Consider the following 14592-nt stretch of genomic DNA (forward strand, 5'->3'; position numbering starts at 1 on the left):
AAACGCAAGACTCAAATATATAAATGTATCTGCAATAAAAATTGTGCAAATCACAATAAAATATCTGAAATTCTAATCTGCATTTCAGCAATTCCAATGCACGATTACATTGTCACCTTTGTAAGCACCCAACACAGAATAATGCGCCGTATCTAAGCGAAGAAGACGCGCAAATTCAGGATTTACTCCCAGCCAACGAGTTGTAAGTATTCGCAATACGTGCGCATGCGCAACCACAAGAACATCTTTGCCTTGCTTAAGTTTAGGCATTGCAACATCAATAACACTCTGAGTTCTTTCTGCAACCGCTTGCAAAGTTTCACCAGACGTACGATGCACTGAAACATTTTCACCATTTGGCAAAGTTTCTTTAGCATCAGTAATCATATGAGAAGGAAGAACTTTCGGACCATGCTTCCACACATCCCAAGACTCTACTCCACTTAATTCAGCAATATCAGCGCGAGTGCGACCTTCTGCTGCTCCATAATCCCACTCAACAACCCCTTCACACAAAGTATATGGAGAATATCCCGCACCCTGAGCTGTTTGCTGCGCGCGACGAAGCGGACTAACAAGCACACAATCTGGATTAAAACCTTGCGGAAATTCCTTACGCAAACGCTCCCCAGCTTCTTTTGCTTGCTCAACACCAACTTCAGTAAGCGGCAAATCTGTGCGCCCAGTGTGTTGGCCGGACACACTCCAAGCAGTTTGCCCATGACGAAGTAGCACTAAACGTCCAAGTTCTTCACACTTTTCATCATTCGATTCTTGAGTGCCATTAGTTTGCATAGCTTCACATTCCTTTAGCGCGCCAAGTACCCTTCTATCGCGCCGGGCGCCGCACAGCACGACTGATTTTTACGTAAACAATTCTCAAAATGCATCCACACTGCTGCAAATCAAGATTACTGTTCTATGTTACCGCCAAAATTGGTATTTCGTTACCACTAACATAGAAAATATGACGCAATTATCATCGGCAAATAATAAATACGCTCGCAATCATCGCGCAGCTCAGGCTACAGTACAGCGACTTAATGCAGCGAATCGTAAGATTGATGCGCTTCGCGAGCGCCGATTAAAAAACCCAAATACTTTAGGAGATTCGTTACTTAAAGCCGCACTCCCTTCTCTTGCAACGTTTATTGCCGGGCAGATTGCGCACGTAATATGGAAAAAACATGTTGATACTAAAAAGATCAATTTAAACTCTAATAATCGTCCTAACAATCTTTCTAAAGAAAAAATTGCACAAAAGCAGTGTATTAATCAAGAAGAGCCGTTGCTAATGTCTCTTGGATTTGCAGTATTTTCTGCGATTCTTACTACGATTGTGGGTCGCTTAGTAAGCAGCGGAACATTGTCTTATATTGCACGAAGGCAAAGAAAGCGTCAATTTAGAAAAAATAAATTCTAATTTTGAACAAATAAACTGAGAATGCAGAAATAAGCGAAATAAGAAAAATAAGATAAGGGACAAAAGAAACGTGCAAAACTTACGTCATAACGAAACTATTGATACTTTACTGAACCGCCGCTCAATTCGCGCTTTTAGCAATGAAGCAATTGACGAAGCCACGGTTGCAACTCTTGAAACCGTGGCTCAGCGCGCTGCTTGCAGCCAGTTTTTGAACGATTGGTCAGCGATTAGGATTACTGACGCTTCAATTAAGCAGAAGCTTTCCGAAATTGGCAATCAAACCTATATTGCTACTGCTCCGCTACTGTACGTTTTTATTATTGACCAACACAGAAACGCTGCAATTGCGCGAAAAAATGGCATCGATACCAGCAGCGATGAGTTTATGCTTAAAACTCGTTACCGCTTTACACAGGCTCAAAACGACGTTATTTTGGCGCTTCATGCCATGGAAACTGCCGCGGAATCTTTGGGACTTGGTTGCGTAATTCTTGGTTCAATTTTGAACAGTAGAACTCAGCTTATTGATATTTTGAATTTGCCTGAATACACGTACCCTGTTCTCGGCTTGGCAATTGGTAAGCCTGCGCAAAATCCTGAATTAAAGCCGCGAATGAGCGCTAACATGCAAATTTTTGAGAATACTTACCCTGCTGACGACGCTGAATTATTAGAAAATCTTGCTGATTTTGACGCTCGCGTGCATCAATACTACGATTTGCGAAACGCCAGCCGACCAGTTGACGCTTTTAGTGCGCAAATTGTTGCGTTAGCAACGGATAATAGCGCGAAAAAGCATGAGGCAGAAGATGTTGAGCAGGTTGCAAGACAAGGTTTTAATGTTGCTTAATTAGTTACGCTTTAACTTAGCGCAGCTTTAACTTAGCGCCGTCTTGGCTTGTACCCGCGTTTTTTAGATTTTGGCTTTGTGCTTGCAGACGGCGAGCGCATATCTGAATACATTCGATCCACCGGATTTTTATGCGTCAAATGCCAACAACCGCAATATTCACAAGCATAAACCCACAACTGCGCGCCGCGCTCTCTTAAACTCTGCTCCGCCGCCATAAGAGCCTGCCCTTTATTCTTGTACATGATTTTTTGGGTAGATTCGCAGCGCCTCGGAGTAAAGAAATACATAGCCTTTATGGTATCAAACCGCTTAACAGAGCTTATACAAGACGTACGCAATAGCGTAAATCACGCATTATTCCTAAACTTAAGCCACAAAACACATTCACGAAAGTTCAAAATAAATTCAATTTCTTATACTTTAGTTCAATTTTTCTACTATTTTTCGTCATTTTTTGAAAAATTACTATACAAAAACAATTTCAGCTACTATTATTGGGCAAATAATTCAATTTAATACTTATATTTTGAACTTTATTGTGAACTTGTTCAATTTATAAATGCTGGTTTTACGAGGAAGACAGATTATGGCACAGAATTTTGCTGACGAGCTTAAGAAAGCTATGAAACGCAAGGGATACAAGCAGATTGACGTAATCGAGCTTGCATCAAAAAACGGCCATAAACTTGGCAAAAGCCAGTTAAGCCAGTATTTAAGCGGCAAAACTGAGCCTCGCAAAGACGTGCGTAACATGCTTGCTGAAATTCTTGGAATCAGCGGCGACGGAATCAAAGGCGGTCATTCTTGTGCAAAAATCGAGCAAAACTGCCAGTCTGCAGAAGAATCACAATTAAATCAGCCACAGCTTACAGAAGCTGAACTTTCACAAACACTCAAACATAGAAACTTCAACAAATCCACAAAACTCGAACACGTGCTTTACGACGTTCGCGGTCCTGTTGTTGAAGAAGCAAACCGTATGGAAGCAAATGGAACGCATATTTTAAAGCTCAACATTGGGAATCCTGCGCCTTTTGGCTTCCGCGCTCCAGACGAAGTAATTTACGACATGCAGCAGCAGCTTATTGACTGCGAAGGCTACTCGGATAGTCGCGGACTTTTCTCTGCGCGCAAAGCAATTATGCAATACGACCAGCTCAAGGGCATTCCAGGCGTGCAAATGGAAGATATTTACACTGGAAACGGCGTTTCCGAGCTGATTAACCTTTCTATGCAAGCGCTGCTTGATTGCGGCGACGAGATTCTTATACCAAGCCCAGATTATCCGTTGTGGACTGCGTGCGCGAGCTTGGCTGGCGGCACTCCTGTGCACTACATGTGTGACGAAAAGTCGCATTGGTACCCAGATATTGCTGACATTCGCTCTAAAATCACGCCGCGCACTAAAGCAATCGTGATTATTAACCCGAATAATCCTACGGGCGTGCTGTATAGCCGCGAAGTTTTGGAAGAGATTGTTAAGATTGCGCGCGAGTTTAATTTGATTATTTTTGCGGACGAGATTTACGACCGTCTTGTTATGGACGGCAAGAAGCATATTTCGATTGCTTCTCTTGCTCCAGACGTGTTCTGCGTAACTTTCAGCGGACTTTCTAAATCGCATATGATTGCCGGCTTCCGCATTGGTTGGATGAGCCTTTCGGGAGATAAATCCAAAGCTCGCGACTACATTATGGGACTTAACATGCTGTCTAATATGCGCTTGTGCTCGAACGTTCCTGCGCAATCGATTATTCAGACTGCTTTGGGCGGGTACCAGAGCGTTGAAAAGTATTTGGAGCCGGGTGGGCGCGTGTACGAGCAGCGCGAGTATTGCTATAACGCGCTTCAGGAGATGGACGGCGTAAGCGTTGAGCGGCCAGACGCTGCTTTCTACATGTTTGTAAAGCTTGATCCTGCTCGCTACAACATTCACGACGACGAACAGTTTGCGCTTGATTTGCTACGCGATCAGAAGTTGCTGATTGTGCACGGAAAAGGCTTTAATTGGCAGACTCCAGGCTACTTCCGCGTAGTCTACTTGCCGCGCTTGCAAACGCTTCGCGACGCAATGAGCAAACTCTCCAGCTTCCTCTCCTACTATCGCCAGTAGCCGCAACCCCTACCTATAAACTGCAACAAAACACTCATTTCGCTCACAGTCCATAAAAAGGTGTATATCAAGAGGCATATATCATTCAGAATATGAAAGACATTCATAACATGAAAGAAAAAAAAGAGAAGGAAATGAACGCTGCGGCACGGATTCGCACAACTCTTATTATTGCCGTTTTATCGCTTAATGCTTTTCTTTTAACAAGCTGTAGATTTGGCGTAAGTCTATATCTTTTAATACATGTCGACTTATCTCACGCAGCGCTTAACGCGGTTTCCGTAGCACTTATGACCTGCGTAGCAGCGCCGCTTGGCGGAATTATTGCAGATAAATATCCACCAACTAGATTGTTTATAGCGCTAACGTTTTGTTTTGCCTTGTTGTGTACTGGATACGGTTTCGCTTTAGTCGCACAGCATAATCTTATTGCTATTACGGTTACACTACTCGGCATAATATTCGGGTTCTTTACCGCATTTTCTTCGCCTAATCAAAAAGTATTGATGGCATATAGCGCACCAACTGGCGAAAAAACCAAGTTTTTGGCAAGCATGCGTATGTGGATTAATCTCAGCAGGCTTGCCGCACCTGCGATTACTGGCATATTTGTTGATATATGTAATCCGCTCATTTTCTTTACGAGCATTGCTATTGTGATGATACTAGCGGCGCTACCTCTACTGTTAGTTAATCTAAACCAGCAAGCACAAAATAGCGCAAACAATACGAAGACAGGAAGCAATAAAACTGCTGGTTTTGCAGCTTCTCTACACTATATGAAATCTACACCATGGTTAATAGTCTTAGGAGTAGTATCAGCATTACAATCTGGATCATGGCTTGCTGCATTCAGACTAATGGGAGCACACCATTGTCTCACACTTTTTCATTCGGCATCCACGTGGGGGTCAATAGTCAGCATATTTAACATTGGCATGATTGTAGGTTCGCTATTATGCAAATATATTGTGCTACATTATGAGATTTTATACTCTATTTTATTACCTGGGTTCCTTTCTATTCCTTTACTTATTTTCGCACTTAATAATTGGATTGCTCTTTTTCTTTGCTCTGCTTTCATTGCAGGTATTATTTTTGACGCCACTATTGTCTATGGGCAAACAGCTCTTCTCGATGGCATACCAACACACATTCTCGGCGCAACTACTACTTTTACTTCTATTATGGAGCAATGCGGCATTATCGTAGGGTATGCAAGCGTACTAGCATGGGGAAATCTAAATTCATCATTATTCATAATGATTGCTTCTGGCGTAATACTTGTTTCAACAGGTATAGCCTTATGGATTATTCAAGCTCGTAAACAAACATACCCATCAATGCTTACCAAAGATTATTGGACACCATCAGCATGGGTAAAAAGAAGCATATAACAAGCTATTTAGTGCGAAAGCACAATGAAGCTATAAAGCACACATGGCAACTTCTTTACTCAGCCATCGCCAAGCCTCAGCCATCGCCAAGTCTCAACCACATTGCATTAAGTTACTAAGCTTTGAGCGAACTTATTCGCTGCGGAGTAACCCCCGTAAGCTCTCAGCGACTACCTTTATAAGATTCCCTTTGTAAAGGTTTTCCTAGACAAGATATTCCTTATACAAATTCAAGTATTATTATTACTTAAATAATGCTTTTATAAAGGAGCAGTATGGCAGCAAAGCATATTACTGTTGGCATTGTTGATGATGATTGTTTTTGTCTACACGGCCTAAAAACATATATTGAACAGGTTGTTCCGTCCTGCAGTATTTGCTGGTTGTCCACATGTGCCGATCAAGCAATTCAGTTTTGTCAAAATCAATGCCCAGACGTGCTGCTAATTGACATGTATATGTCTGGGGTTTCGGGAATTAAAATATTATACGAATTGCGAAGAAGATACTCACTCCCAATAATAATTGCTATAACTTCATTCCCTATCAACGATTATGCCTTAAAAGCATCGGTGGCAGGCGCACAAGGCATTGTTGGGAAAAACCACCCAGAAACTATTTGCGCTATGCTTAGCAGTATTATCCAAGGCGCGTTCAAGCCGCAAATAATAGATGATCTTCATTTTGACGACACGATGACAGCATTTCAACGTTTGCAAAATAAGCCAAAAAAGGGACGCCTTGCTTTAACGGATCATGAGACTGAAATTGTAAAGTTGTGCAGTAAAGGCATGACAAATGCGCAAATCGCTAAACGTTTATTTGTTGAAACTTGTACTGTGGAAACTATCCTTCGTCGCGTGTTCAAAAAGTTGAATGTGACGAATCGTTCACAACTTATTACCACATGGCTGCATGATGAATATTTAGGGAATGATACACAATGATTATTTTCTTAATGCGGCGTTTGCGAGAAAAGCTTATTGACAATAAAACATTTTTACTATTGGGATGTTTGTCGAGCGCAATGGATGCATATATTTACTCAAATAGCGACAATAGCACAATACAACTTGTCATAGTTTACATGATTCTTGCTGCTATGAATCTGTTCCTTTGCTTGCTCCCGCATTTTATGAGCATGTGCTATATTTTTGTGCACCTCAGCATTCTTGTTATTCCTAGTCTGAATCTTCCACCAGTAACTTTCGGGCTCATCATATCATTTGTTTTTATTTCGTATTTATATCCGATTCAATTTACACTACCTTTATTCTTAGTAATAGATGCATTACACTACGTTGCATACCGATACTTATCAACTTTGTCTTTCAAGTATCTTATTGCTTACCTTTTAATAAATATATTTTGCGTTTGCACTGGTATTATTTTGCGCATTTCTCACCAAAAAATGGTTCTTTATGAAAAAGATAAGCAAACAATTAATAATCTTCATCTGGCTGTGCGAATGCACGATAGATTAACTAATAAGATTGCAGATATTGCACTACAAAGTAAAATAGCATTACTTGACAAGTCTATTTCTAAAAAACAGCGAAGTGCTATTGAGGCAATAAATGATTTGGCAGATCAGGCTTTTGAAGAAGGTCATAATATTATCGACATTCTACGTGGAAATACTGCTAAGCAAGATGCTCGAAGCGAGTTTATTCAGCACATTGAAGATACACTACAAATGAACGACTCAATCAATACATCTTGTGGATTAAAAGGAAGATCCATATGCAATATATCTAGTAACGATATTCCTGAAAATATTAACGATGAAATCATCTGTGAAGTTATTGAATTAATCGAAGAACTATATTTGAACATGCGAAAATATGCTTCTTTAGTTTATTACATCAGAATTTCGATACGTAAAAAACAAATTGTTATAAAACAGTTCAATGTTCGATTTTTGGACAGGAAAAGTAAAGATGCAATTCGTTCAGTATCTCAAAAAGGACTTCTGCTTCATCGCGATACCATAAAGCATTTAGGCGGTTCACTCTATTTTCGAGCCTTTGGTAAGTATTGGGAATGTAATGCAGTTATACCTTTAAAAAATAAACATAACTATATAGATAGTATGCCTTACTGATTAAGTTTAAAAGATTAATGAATCTTAAGCAGTTTTAGATAGTAATGATTTGTAAAGGTTTTCATATACAAGATATTGTTTACCTTTTAGCACGCCATTAATTTATAAATTGTCAAGGTTTGATATACACAATTATTTTCTTGTATTAGAAGGAGAAGAATATGAGTAATTTAGAAGATACAAAAGCACAAATTCCATCCGTATTTTGGACAATAGCCAATGGTGTATTTCTTGCTAGCGGAATTGCGCTGATTGTAATGCGTAATGATTATCTATGGGGAGTGCCTCAAATTATCGCTGGATTATTTGGTCTTGCAACCATATTTCTCATTAAAAAACCGTGGTGCGCGCAACTATATTTTATAGTATCTTCACTAGCCGTAATAGCAAATGGGCTTATGGAAATATTCGGCATAATCCACGGATCTGGATACGGTTATGTTCCGCTGATTATTGGCATAATCGTGCTTTTATTTATAGGCCTTGATAAGGATGAAAGTTCAAAAGCTCTTGGAATTGCCAAGAATAAATAAAAGCATTAGACTGCGATTTTAACTTAAAACATATCGCAATTTTTCAAAGGCCAAGCTGTAAACATGCATCTTACGACTTGGCCTTTGATTATTTATCTGTTAATGATTTGTTTTGCATAAAGTTTATACACTACCGAGCGACTTACTTGCGCATAGCCTCAACCACATTGTGATTAAATCACTAAGCTTTAAGCGAACTTATTCGCTGCGGAGTAACCCCCGTAAGCTCTGCAACATCACGAACCGTCAAGCCCTGATTCCTTAGTATGCGAACCGTTTCACGCATAAGCATAGACGCTTATTCTTGAGTTTTTATAGCTGCAGATTTTGCATCTAACATGCGCTGAAGCATAAGCTCATCTTGCTCACTAAGTTTCGGAGTTACTTTCACGCCATTGACTTTAACATTTAAAGTTGCAGCAGCGTCTTTTACCATTGCTGCAACCTGATCAAGTCTACGTACTTGAGTAAATAATCCTGGTATTTCTGACACTTCTATAGCCCACCAGCCATCGCATCTGCGAGCTATAGCGGTCACCATTTGTAAACAAGTCGTTGCATCATCATGCTCAGTAGCACTCATTGATTAAGTCTTTTCTCCAACTCTATTCGCTTCGCACATATAAGTATATGCCTATTTATCAATTCAATAAATAGGCATTGCATACAAAATCAGCACAATAAAGCCATACAAATGCAATTACATCACAGGACAATTAGTTTGCACATCCTGTTGGAATCCTGACGGATCTCCCAGTTTTGCTTTGCGCATGTGCTCTTTGAAAAAGTTTCGCGTTGCATCATCACAACGGTCTGGACCCATAAACGGCATACTAGGCACTTTTTCAAGCTCATGCAACGCTTTACTTGCCGCGCGCTCATCACTAGCATACGTGTCTAGCCATTGCCGTTCCCAAGCACACTGATAATAATTAGATGCTTGCGTATCACCATATCCACTCTGGAACTGACTGTCTTTTTCTTCTCCAACCAAGTTTGCAGGAGCTTTATATTTTTCAGGCCAACTAAGCTTTGACACAGATTCCTGATATTCCTTCTCTATATGAGCAAAATCAACAGTCTCTCTAGGCGAACTATTTTGCGAGCGCGCACCACCCATACCACTCGCATTATTGTTGCCCACTCCTCCACAAGCATTGAACATAAGAAGCGCACTAAGCACACCAATAATAAGAGTTGCTTTACCAATAGTATGATTTTTCATTATTCCTTCTTTCTTATTTTTTGAAAATTAACGCAATGCTAATGCTGGTTGTAAACGCGATGCTTTTATTGCCGGCACCACACTTCCAGCAAGTGCTGTAATAAAAGCCGCAATAACAGCTCCAATAGCGGCTTCATATGGGTAAACTGGCGGACTAACTGGGCTTGATACATCCCAAAAACTTGATGCAATAGACACAAGACCAAAAGAAACAGCGACGGCAGCAATCGAAACTATTAGTGCTAAAATAATCGCACTGCCTAACACGAGTGAAGCAATCGACCATCTAGTAGCACCCAAAGCTCTGCGTATAAGCAGTTCATGTGTGCGCTGCTCCAACGATGCTAAACCAATATTGATTAAACCTAACGCGGAAACAAAAAGCAATAATGCTGCTACGATAGCAAAACTTAATTGCAATACTGTTATCACATTCTCGTAATTATCACTATTATCATGTCTTCTAATTTCGTTTACTTGCCCACCACAACAGTCATAAAGAGCATCTGAAACATAAGATTTAATTGATTTTTGAGAACGATTTTCTTTATTTAACCAGTAGATTGAGCCTTGAGATTCTTTTTCAGAATATTCCCAAAGAGTTGGAGCATAACGTAACAAGCCTAGAATATTCACGTATACTTTTGCTGAGTCTACGCCATCGTTCACAACTCCAACAATCCTTATAGGACTCATTTGTGTTGTTTTGCGAGAAGTAATAAATGCCACTTCACCAATCTTGTATCTTTTGCCAGCAGATTGGTTTACTACCATTTCTAATGCGTTGCTTTTAGCGCTATTACTAAACCATCTTCCACTTACAATAGGTAAGTTATAAACTTTGTTGTATCCTGCCGTAGTGTAAACAGCGTCAACATATTGAAGATTGCTGGTTTTATATTCTTCGCTTATTTTTACGCTCTTCAAAGCTGGCATAGAAGCGCTAAACAGTAGTCCAGTGTTTGGTTGCAGCATAACGTTAGCGTTACGGTTTGCGGATTCAATGCGATTTAAGAATTTGTTAAATACTGAATATTCGTCAAAATTTTGTGCTGAAAAAGTAATCTCGTATGTTGGTCTACGACCGTTTAGCTGTTCGTTAGTTGCAATAAGATAGTCCTTACCAACCGTGCCAATAAGCACTGACGCAATAACGGCAATGATACCGATAAACATTGAAAAACCTGTAAGGAAGGATCTCATAGGAGACAGGCGCAAATCTTTAAGCAGCATGATCATAAAGAACACCGCCTTCCATAGTAAAAATGTGAGAGCAAGAACGAGCCACTTTCATATCATGAGTGACCAATAGTAATGTTGTTCCAGATTCTTGAACACGATCATGCAACACTTGAAGCACTTTTTCTCCCGTACTACTATCGAGCGCACCAGTTGGCTCATCGCAAATAAGTAATTCGGGATTAGTAACGAGAGCACGCGCTATCGCGACTCTCTGCTGTTCACCGCCTGATAGACTTCCAGGGTATTCGTTTAGTTTATCTTGCAATCCAACAGCACATAATGCTTCTTCTATCGTTTTCCTTCTTGTCTGCTTGCTTTGTTGTAGCCCTGCGTACAAAAGCGGCAACTCAACATTTTCTCTAATGCTTAAATGCTTAATAAGCGAATAGTTTTGAAAAACAAAACCAATATTTCTAGCGCGCATATGCGATACTGTAGCATCACTACACTTTTGGATTGATTTGCCAGAATAATAGTATTTTCCAGTAAAATTTTTATTCAAAAATCCGATAATAGAAATAAGACTTGTTTTGCCGGAACCAGACCTGCCAACTACCGCGTATGTTTCACCTTGATTAAGTAACATAGAAGCAGAGTTGACAGTGGTAAGCCATTCGCCATTGCCTAGTTTTACACGCGCTGACACGTCTTGTAATTCAACCAGTGGAACAGGATTGTTTCCCATAATCATTGCACTCCTGGAATGAGATCAGGAGAAACACCTGCTACAACATCACCCTCATGCAAGCCAGACGTAATTTCAATATTAGCGCCGTCACTGATTCCAAGACCAACTTCTTTACGCTCCCAATTATCGCCTTTCTTGTATGAGACTAAACCTTTTTGGACTCTTCCAGCAACCGCACTAACAGGCAGAGTTAAAACCGATTGTTTATGCTTGCCATTAAAAACAAGCGTCGCATTTTGGCCTGATTCTACTTCTGTGCTTTTATCTATTAAACACGTTAAAACTTTTGACGATACACTAGGCGTACTTTGCGCACTCGACTCATCTGTTTGAGTTGAATCAGAATTATCATTCTTGCTACTACCCGAAGCTGCAACATCTGTAGAAGTTCCACCGCTTTGTACTATTTGCAAACAATTGGTTGGCCCAACACCATCTTCAACTTGGAAGCGACCTTTAACATCTGTAATATCCGCAGAACGAAGTAAAGCTTTTGCGTTAAGACTTATTGAAAAACCTTCATATTTAAGAGTGAATAGCGGGAAAGATTTAGGCACGTCCGCAGATGATTCAGCTACTGACACAACTTTAGCGTCTACGGGAGCAATAATTTTGTTACCAGCATTGTAGCCTAAAATACTTCCAGCTTTTACAGCACTTCCTGCTTTTACCGATGGAGAAAAATTCCCTCTACTTACAGCACCGATAACAAAGGTAGACGATTGTTCTATTACTGCTTTACCCGACACAACTTGTGTTAAAGGCTGTTTTTTGACTGAAACAAGTGGAACTGAATCATGCGATGCCTGCTGTTGACTATCATCAACTGCTCTACCAGCGCATGCAGTAAGCAAACACGCTGGCAGAGCAGCTAACAAGAATACTTTCGTAAACTTACGCATAACACAAAGCTCCTTACTCACCAAACTCGTAGACACATAGTATGCGTCGAAACGAGCCTCTCAAACTGACCCAAAATAAATAAAGTGCTTGATAATGCTGCAATTAACGCTTTTCTGATTACCACTTTATTTAGAATTTCAGCTTTTGCTTAATAGCCTATAATCGCCGTAAAGAGTTTGCATCACACTAAATGATGATTTTTATTTATGATTCTTGAAGCTTGTGTAATACCAGAGAATGATTTATTTTGCATAGAGTTTATACACTACTGAGCGACTTACTTGCGCATAGCCTCAACCACATTGTGATTAAATCACTAAGCTTTAAGAGAACTTATTCGCTGCGGAGTAACTCCCGTAAGCTCTGCAACATCACGAACCGTCAATCCTGATTCCTTAATAAGCGAACCGTTTCACGCATAAGCATAGACGCTTATTCTTGAGTTTTTATAGCTGCAGATTTTGCATCTAACATGCGCTGAAGCATAAGATCATCTTGCTCACTAAGTTTCGGAGTTACTTTCACGCCATTGACTTTAACATTTAAAGTTGCAGCAGCATCTTTTACCATTACTGCAACCTGATCAAGCCTACGTACTTGAGTAAACAATCCTGGTATTTCTGGCACTTCTATCTGATATTTTCCAAAGTACTTTGGTTTTTGCAAGATAGATTGGTTTGTGCAAAGTTACTTTTCTTGCGCAAGTTCAATTGGAGGATGCTCCGCGCGGAAAGCATTTACGTGCGCTTCAGACGCATACCCCAGCGCAAAACCAGTAATCAGCGCATACTCCGGCGGAATGTCGAATACTTCGTCAAGCGGTGAACGCCATGTAGCAAGAACGCCAAGCGGGCATGAGTCTACGCCTTGCTCTTTGGCAGCCAACAGTAACGTTTGCAGCATAATTCCAGCATCCAGCGCAGCAAACGGTAGAAAATCGCGACGCACAAGCACAAATCCCATAACTGGCGCACCAAACGCCTGGAAGTTGCGCAAAGTGTGAGCATTTCGAGCAGGAAAATCTTTACGATCAATATTTAAATGTTTATACAACGCCAACCCTAAACGCGCACTGCGCTCTTTAAGCGATTGCTGATACGGAGCCATTACAGGAAAATCTCCATCCGGCTGGCTCATTTTCTGTGCTATAAGGCGCTCTTCTTCACTAAGGGTAGCGTCTTTAGTACGAAACATTGCTTTGCATTTTTGCGTATATGCATCAATAAGCTGCTGCTTGCGTTCTCCTTGAGCAATAGCGAGCATGTAGCCACGAGTGTTAGACCAGCTCGGTGATTGTGCAGCTGTTTGCAAAATAGTTTCAAGTATTTTAGAATCGACTGGTTTATTTAGAAAATCACGTGCAGAAAATCGCGACTTTGCGAGTGCTTCAAAAGTTTGTGTAGTCATGTCTTTTAGTATATCGCACCAAATACGCACGCAGTATTTTCTCGAGTTTGAGCGACGGCCTGCTTTCGCTCTTGCTTGATGTTGCGCGAGTTTTGGTGGATTTCTCTCCTCGCGATTTTGTTTACGTTATTCTTGAGTATCGTCTATGAGTTTTGTAACTGATTTAGTTTTTTGTTTTTGACGAGGCTAGAAAATTTGTGTTTGCGTGCGTCCCGTCCTTCGGGCGCTCTGGCTGTTAAAGGCGCTTATTGTGTTCGCCTTTCTTCAAGAGTGTAGCTTCTCAGTCCTCTTTTAGCACTGAACACAATTTTTCCAGCCTCTCAACACATTAACCGACAACACAAAACTCATAGACTCGTTAAGTTTGTTACGAAAGTGCGTGGTTTACTAAGTGCAACTAAAGTCGCATATTTAAGCTGCGGGTGGGTGCAACTATCTATTTTTTTATTGTTTGTTTAATGCGAAAAATCTCAAATCTCTACCACACTGGCATTCGTATACTAAAGTCGCAAAACAAACTGTGGGTTGGTGTGTGGTAGGAGTGTCTGGCGTGATGCGTGCGGCAGCATGCGAGAATAAAAAAGCGGGGAACAATCAAGTTCCCCGCTAGAAAGAATAATGCGGCAGCGTGCTAGTCTCCCACACCCTATCGAGTGCAGTACCCTCGCCGTGTCAGGCCTTAGCTTCCGGGTTCGGAATGG

The 14592-nt window shown here is 40.7% G+C and carries 14 protein-coding genes and 2 pseudogenes; 7 read left to right on the forward strand and 9 right to left on the reverse strand.

Annotated features, from left to right (window positions below; genetic code table 11):
- Nucleotides 1-84: 84 nt before the first annotated feature.
- Nucleotides 85-795: a histidine phosphatase family protein gene (locus ACLD6A_RS06295; RefSeq protein ID WP_004574761.1), complete on the reverse strand. Its 711-nt coding sequence runs from the start codon at nt 793-795 to the stop codon at nt 85-87.
- A gap of 172 nt (nt 796-967) precedes the next feature.
- Here ACLD6A_RS06295 and ACLD6A_RS06300 point away from each other — a divergent pair, with 172 nt between their 5' ends.
- Together ACLD6A_RS06300 and ACLD6A_RS06305 are read left to right on the forward strand one after the other, a co-directional pair.
- Entirely contained in the window at nt 968-1423 is a 456-nt protein-coding gene (locus tag ACLD6A_RS06300) for a DUF4235 domain-containing protein (protein WP_004574762.1), read from the forward strand.
- A gap of 70 nt (nt 1424-1493) precedes the next feature.
- Nucleotides 1494-2276 (forward strand): nitroreductase family protein, encoded by a 783-nt coding sequence (locus ACLD6A_RS06305; RefSeq protein ID WP_004574763.1) that lies wholly within the window; start codon nt 1494-1496, stop codon nt 2274-2276.
- A gap of 32 nt (nt 2277-2308) precedes the next feature.
- Here the strand turns inward: ACLD6A_RS06305 and ACLD6A_RS06310 are convergent, their stop codons facing one another.
- Nucleotides 2309-2566, reverse strand: a complete 258-nt coding sequence (locus tag ACLD6A_RS06310) for a hypothetical protein (RefSeq protein WP_029599928.1) — start codon at nt 2564-2566, stop codon at nt 2309-2311.
- A gap of 299 nt (nt 2567-2865) precedes the next feature.
- Here ACLD6A_RS06310 and ACLD6A_RS06315 point away from each other — a divergent pair, with 299 nt between their 5' ends.
- The 5 genes from ACLD6A_RS06315 to ACLD6A_RS06335 all read left to right on the forward strand — a co-directional run bounded on the left by ACLD6A_RS06315 (nt 2866) and on the right by ACLD6A_RS06335 (nt 8426).
- Nucleotides 2866-4392 carry an aminotransferase class I/II-fold pyridoxal phosphate-dependent enzyme gene (locus ACLD6A_RS06315; RefSeq protein ID WP_410313866.1) on the forward strand — a complete coding sequence of 509 codons (1527 nt, stop codon included), beginning with the start codon at nt 2866-2868 and terminating at the stop codon, nt 4390-4392.
- Between the two features lie 134 nt (nt 4393-4526).
- Nucleotides 4527-5789, forward strand: a complete 1263-nt coding sequence (locus ACLD6A_RS06320) for an MFS transporter (protein ID WP_116794471.1) — start codon at nt 4527-4529, stop codon at nt 5787-5789.
- Nucleotides 5790-6064: 275 nt separating this feature from the next.
- Nucleotides 6065-6736 (forward strand): response regulator, encoded by a 672-nt coding sequence (locus tag ACLD6A_RS06325; RefSeq protein WP_410313867.1) that lies wholly within the window; start codon nt 6065-6067, stop codon nt 6734-6736.
- The gene (locus tag ACLD6A_RS06330) at nt 6733-7893 is read left to right on the forward strand and encodes a histidine kinase (RefSeq protein ID WP_410313868.1); all 1161 of its coding nucleotides are present in this window, start codon (nt 6733-6735) and stop codon (nt 7891-7893) included. The genes ACLD6A_RS06325 and ACLD6A_RS06330 overlap by 4 nt, the downstream gene beginning before the upstream one ends.
- 161 nt (nt 7894-8054) lie before the next feature.
- The gene (locus ACLD6A_RS06335) at nt 8055-8426 is read left to right on the forward strand and encodes a hypothetical protein (protein ID WP_004133309.1); all 372 of its coding nucleotides are present in this window, start codon (nt 8055-8057) and stop codon (nt 8424-8426) included.
- Nucleotides 8427-8607: 181 nt separating this feature from the next.
- Here ACLD6A_RS06335 and ACLD6A_RS06340 read toward each other — a convergent pair.
- From ACLD6A_RS06340 to ACLD6A_RS06370, 7 genes and pseudogenes are all read right to left on the reverse strand, one after another.
- Nucleotides 8608-9009, reverse strand: a pseudogene (locus ACLD6A_RS06340) (XRE family transcriptional regulator).
- Between the two features lie 117 nt (nt 9010-9126).
- On the reverse strand, nt 9127-9651 hold the full coding sequence (locus ACLD6A_RS06345) for a hypothetical protein (RefSeq protein ID WP_410296519.1): 525 nt from the start codon (nt 9649-9651) through the stop codon (nt 9127-9129).
- A 27-nt stretch (nt 9652-9678) separates the two neighbouring features.
- Nucleotides 9679-10890 (reverse strand): ABC transporter permease, encoded by a 1212-nt coding sequence (locus ACLD6A_RS06350; protein WP_410313869.1) that lies wholly within the window; start codon nt 10888-10890, stop codon nt 9679-9681.
- On the reverse strand, nt 10874-11584 hold the full coding sequence (locus ACLD6A_RS06355; protein ID WP_410313870.1) for an ABC transporter ATP-binding protein: 711 nt from the start codon (nt 11582-11584) through the stop codon (nt 10874-10876). The genes ACLD6A_RS06350 and ACLD6A_RS06355 overlap by 17 nt, the downstream gene beginning before the upstream one ends.
- Nucleotides 11581-12483 (reverse strand): efflux RND transporter periplasmic adaptor subunit, encoded by a 903-nt coding sequence (locus ACLD6A_RS06360; RefSeq protein ID WP_410313871.1) that lies wholly within the window; start codon nt 12481-12483, stop codon nt 11581-11583. Before ACLD6A_RS06360 ends, ACLD6A_RS06355 begins: the two co-directional genes overlap by 4 nt.
- A gap of 317 nt (nt 12484-12800) precedes the next feature.
- Nucleotides 12801-13150: pseudogene (locus ACLD6A_RS06365) on the reverse strand (XRE family transcriptional regulator).
- A 21-nt stretch (nt 13151-13171) separates the two neighbouring features.
- The gene (locus tag ACLD6A_RS06370) at nt 13172-13891 is read right to left on the reverse strand and encodes a nitroreductase family protein (protein ID WP_410313872.1); all 720 of its coding nucleotides are present in this window, start codon (nt 13889-13891) and stop codon (nt 13172-13174) included.
- Nucleotides 13892-14592 lie beyond the last annotated feature (701 nt).

The sequence above is a fragment of the Gardnerella sp. Marseille-Q9691 genome (assembly GCF_046507715.1).
In the GTDB taxonomy this organism is placed as follows: domain Bacteria; phylum Actinomycetota; class Actinomycetes; order Actinomycetales; family Bifidobacteriaceae; genus Bifidobacterium; species Bifidobacterium greenwoodii.

Coding starts and splice junctions, on each gene's coding strand:
- ACLD6A_RS06295 (WP_004574761.1), bottom strand. CDS start 795: ATGCAAACTAATGGCACTCAAGAATCGAATGATGAAAAGTGTGAAGAA.
- ACLD6A_RS06300 (WP_004574762.1), top strand. CDS start 968: ATGACGCAATTATCATCGGCAAATAATAAATACGCTCGCAATCATCGC.
- ACLD6A_RS06310 (WP_029599928.1), bottom strand. CDS start 2,566: ATGTATTTCTTTACTCCGAGGCGCTGCGAATCTACCCAAAAAATCATG.
- ACLD6A_RS06315 (WP_410313866.1), top strand. CDS start 2,866: ATGGCACAGAATTTTGCTGACGAGCTTAAGAAAGCTATGAAACGCAAG.
- ACLD6A_RS06320 (WP_116794471.1), top strand. CDS start 4,527: ATGAACGCTGCGGCACGGATTCGCACAACTCTTATTATTGCCGTTTTA.
- ACLD6A_RS06325 (WP_410313867.1), top strand. CDS start 6,065: ATGGCAGCAAAGCATATTACTGTTGGCATTGTTGATGATGATTGTTTT.
- ACLD6A_RS06330 (WP_410313868.1), top strand. CDS start 6,733: ATGATTATTTTCTTAATGCGGCGTTTGCGAGAAAAGCTTATTGACAAT.
- ACLD6A_RS06335 (WP_004133309.1), top strand. CDS start 8,055: ATGAGTAATTTAGAAGATACAAAAGCACAAATTCCATCCGTATTTTGG.
- ACLD6A_RS06345 (WP_410296519.1), bottom strand. CDS start 9,651: ATGAAAAATCATACTATTGGTAAAGCAACTCTTATTATTGGTGTGCTT.
- ACLD6A_RS06350 (WP_410313869.1), bottom strand. CDS start 10,890: ATGATCATGCTGCTTAAAGATTTGCGCCTGTCTCCTATGAGATCCTTC.
- ACLD6A_RS06355 (WP_410313870.1), bottom strand. CDS start 11,584: ATGATTATGGGAAACAATCCTGTTCCACTGGTTGAATTACAAGACGTG.
- ACLD6A_RS06360 (WP_410313871.1), bottom strand. CDS start 12,483: ATGCGTAAGTTTACGAAAGTATTCTTGTTAGCTGCTCTGCCAGCGTGT.
- ACLD6A_RS06370 (WP_410313872.1), bottom strand. CDS start 13,891: ATGACTACACAAACTTTTGAAGCACTCGCAAAGTCGCGATTTTCTGCA.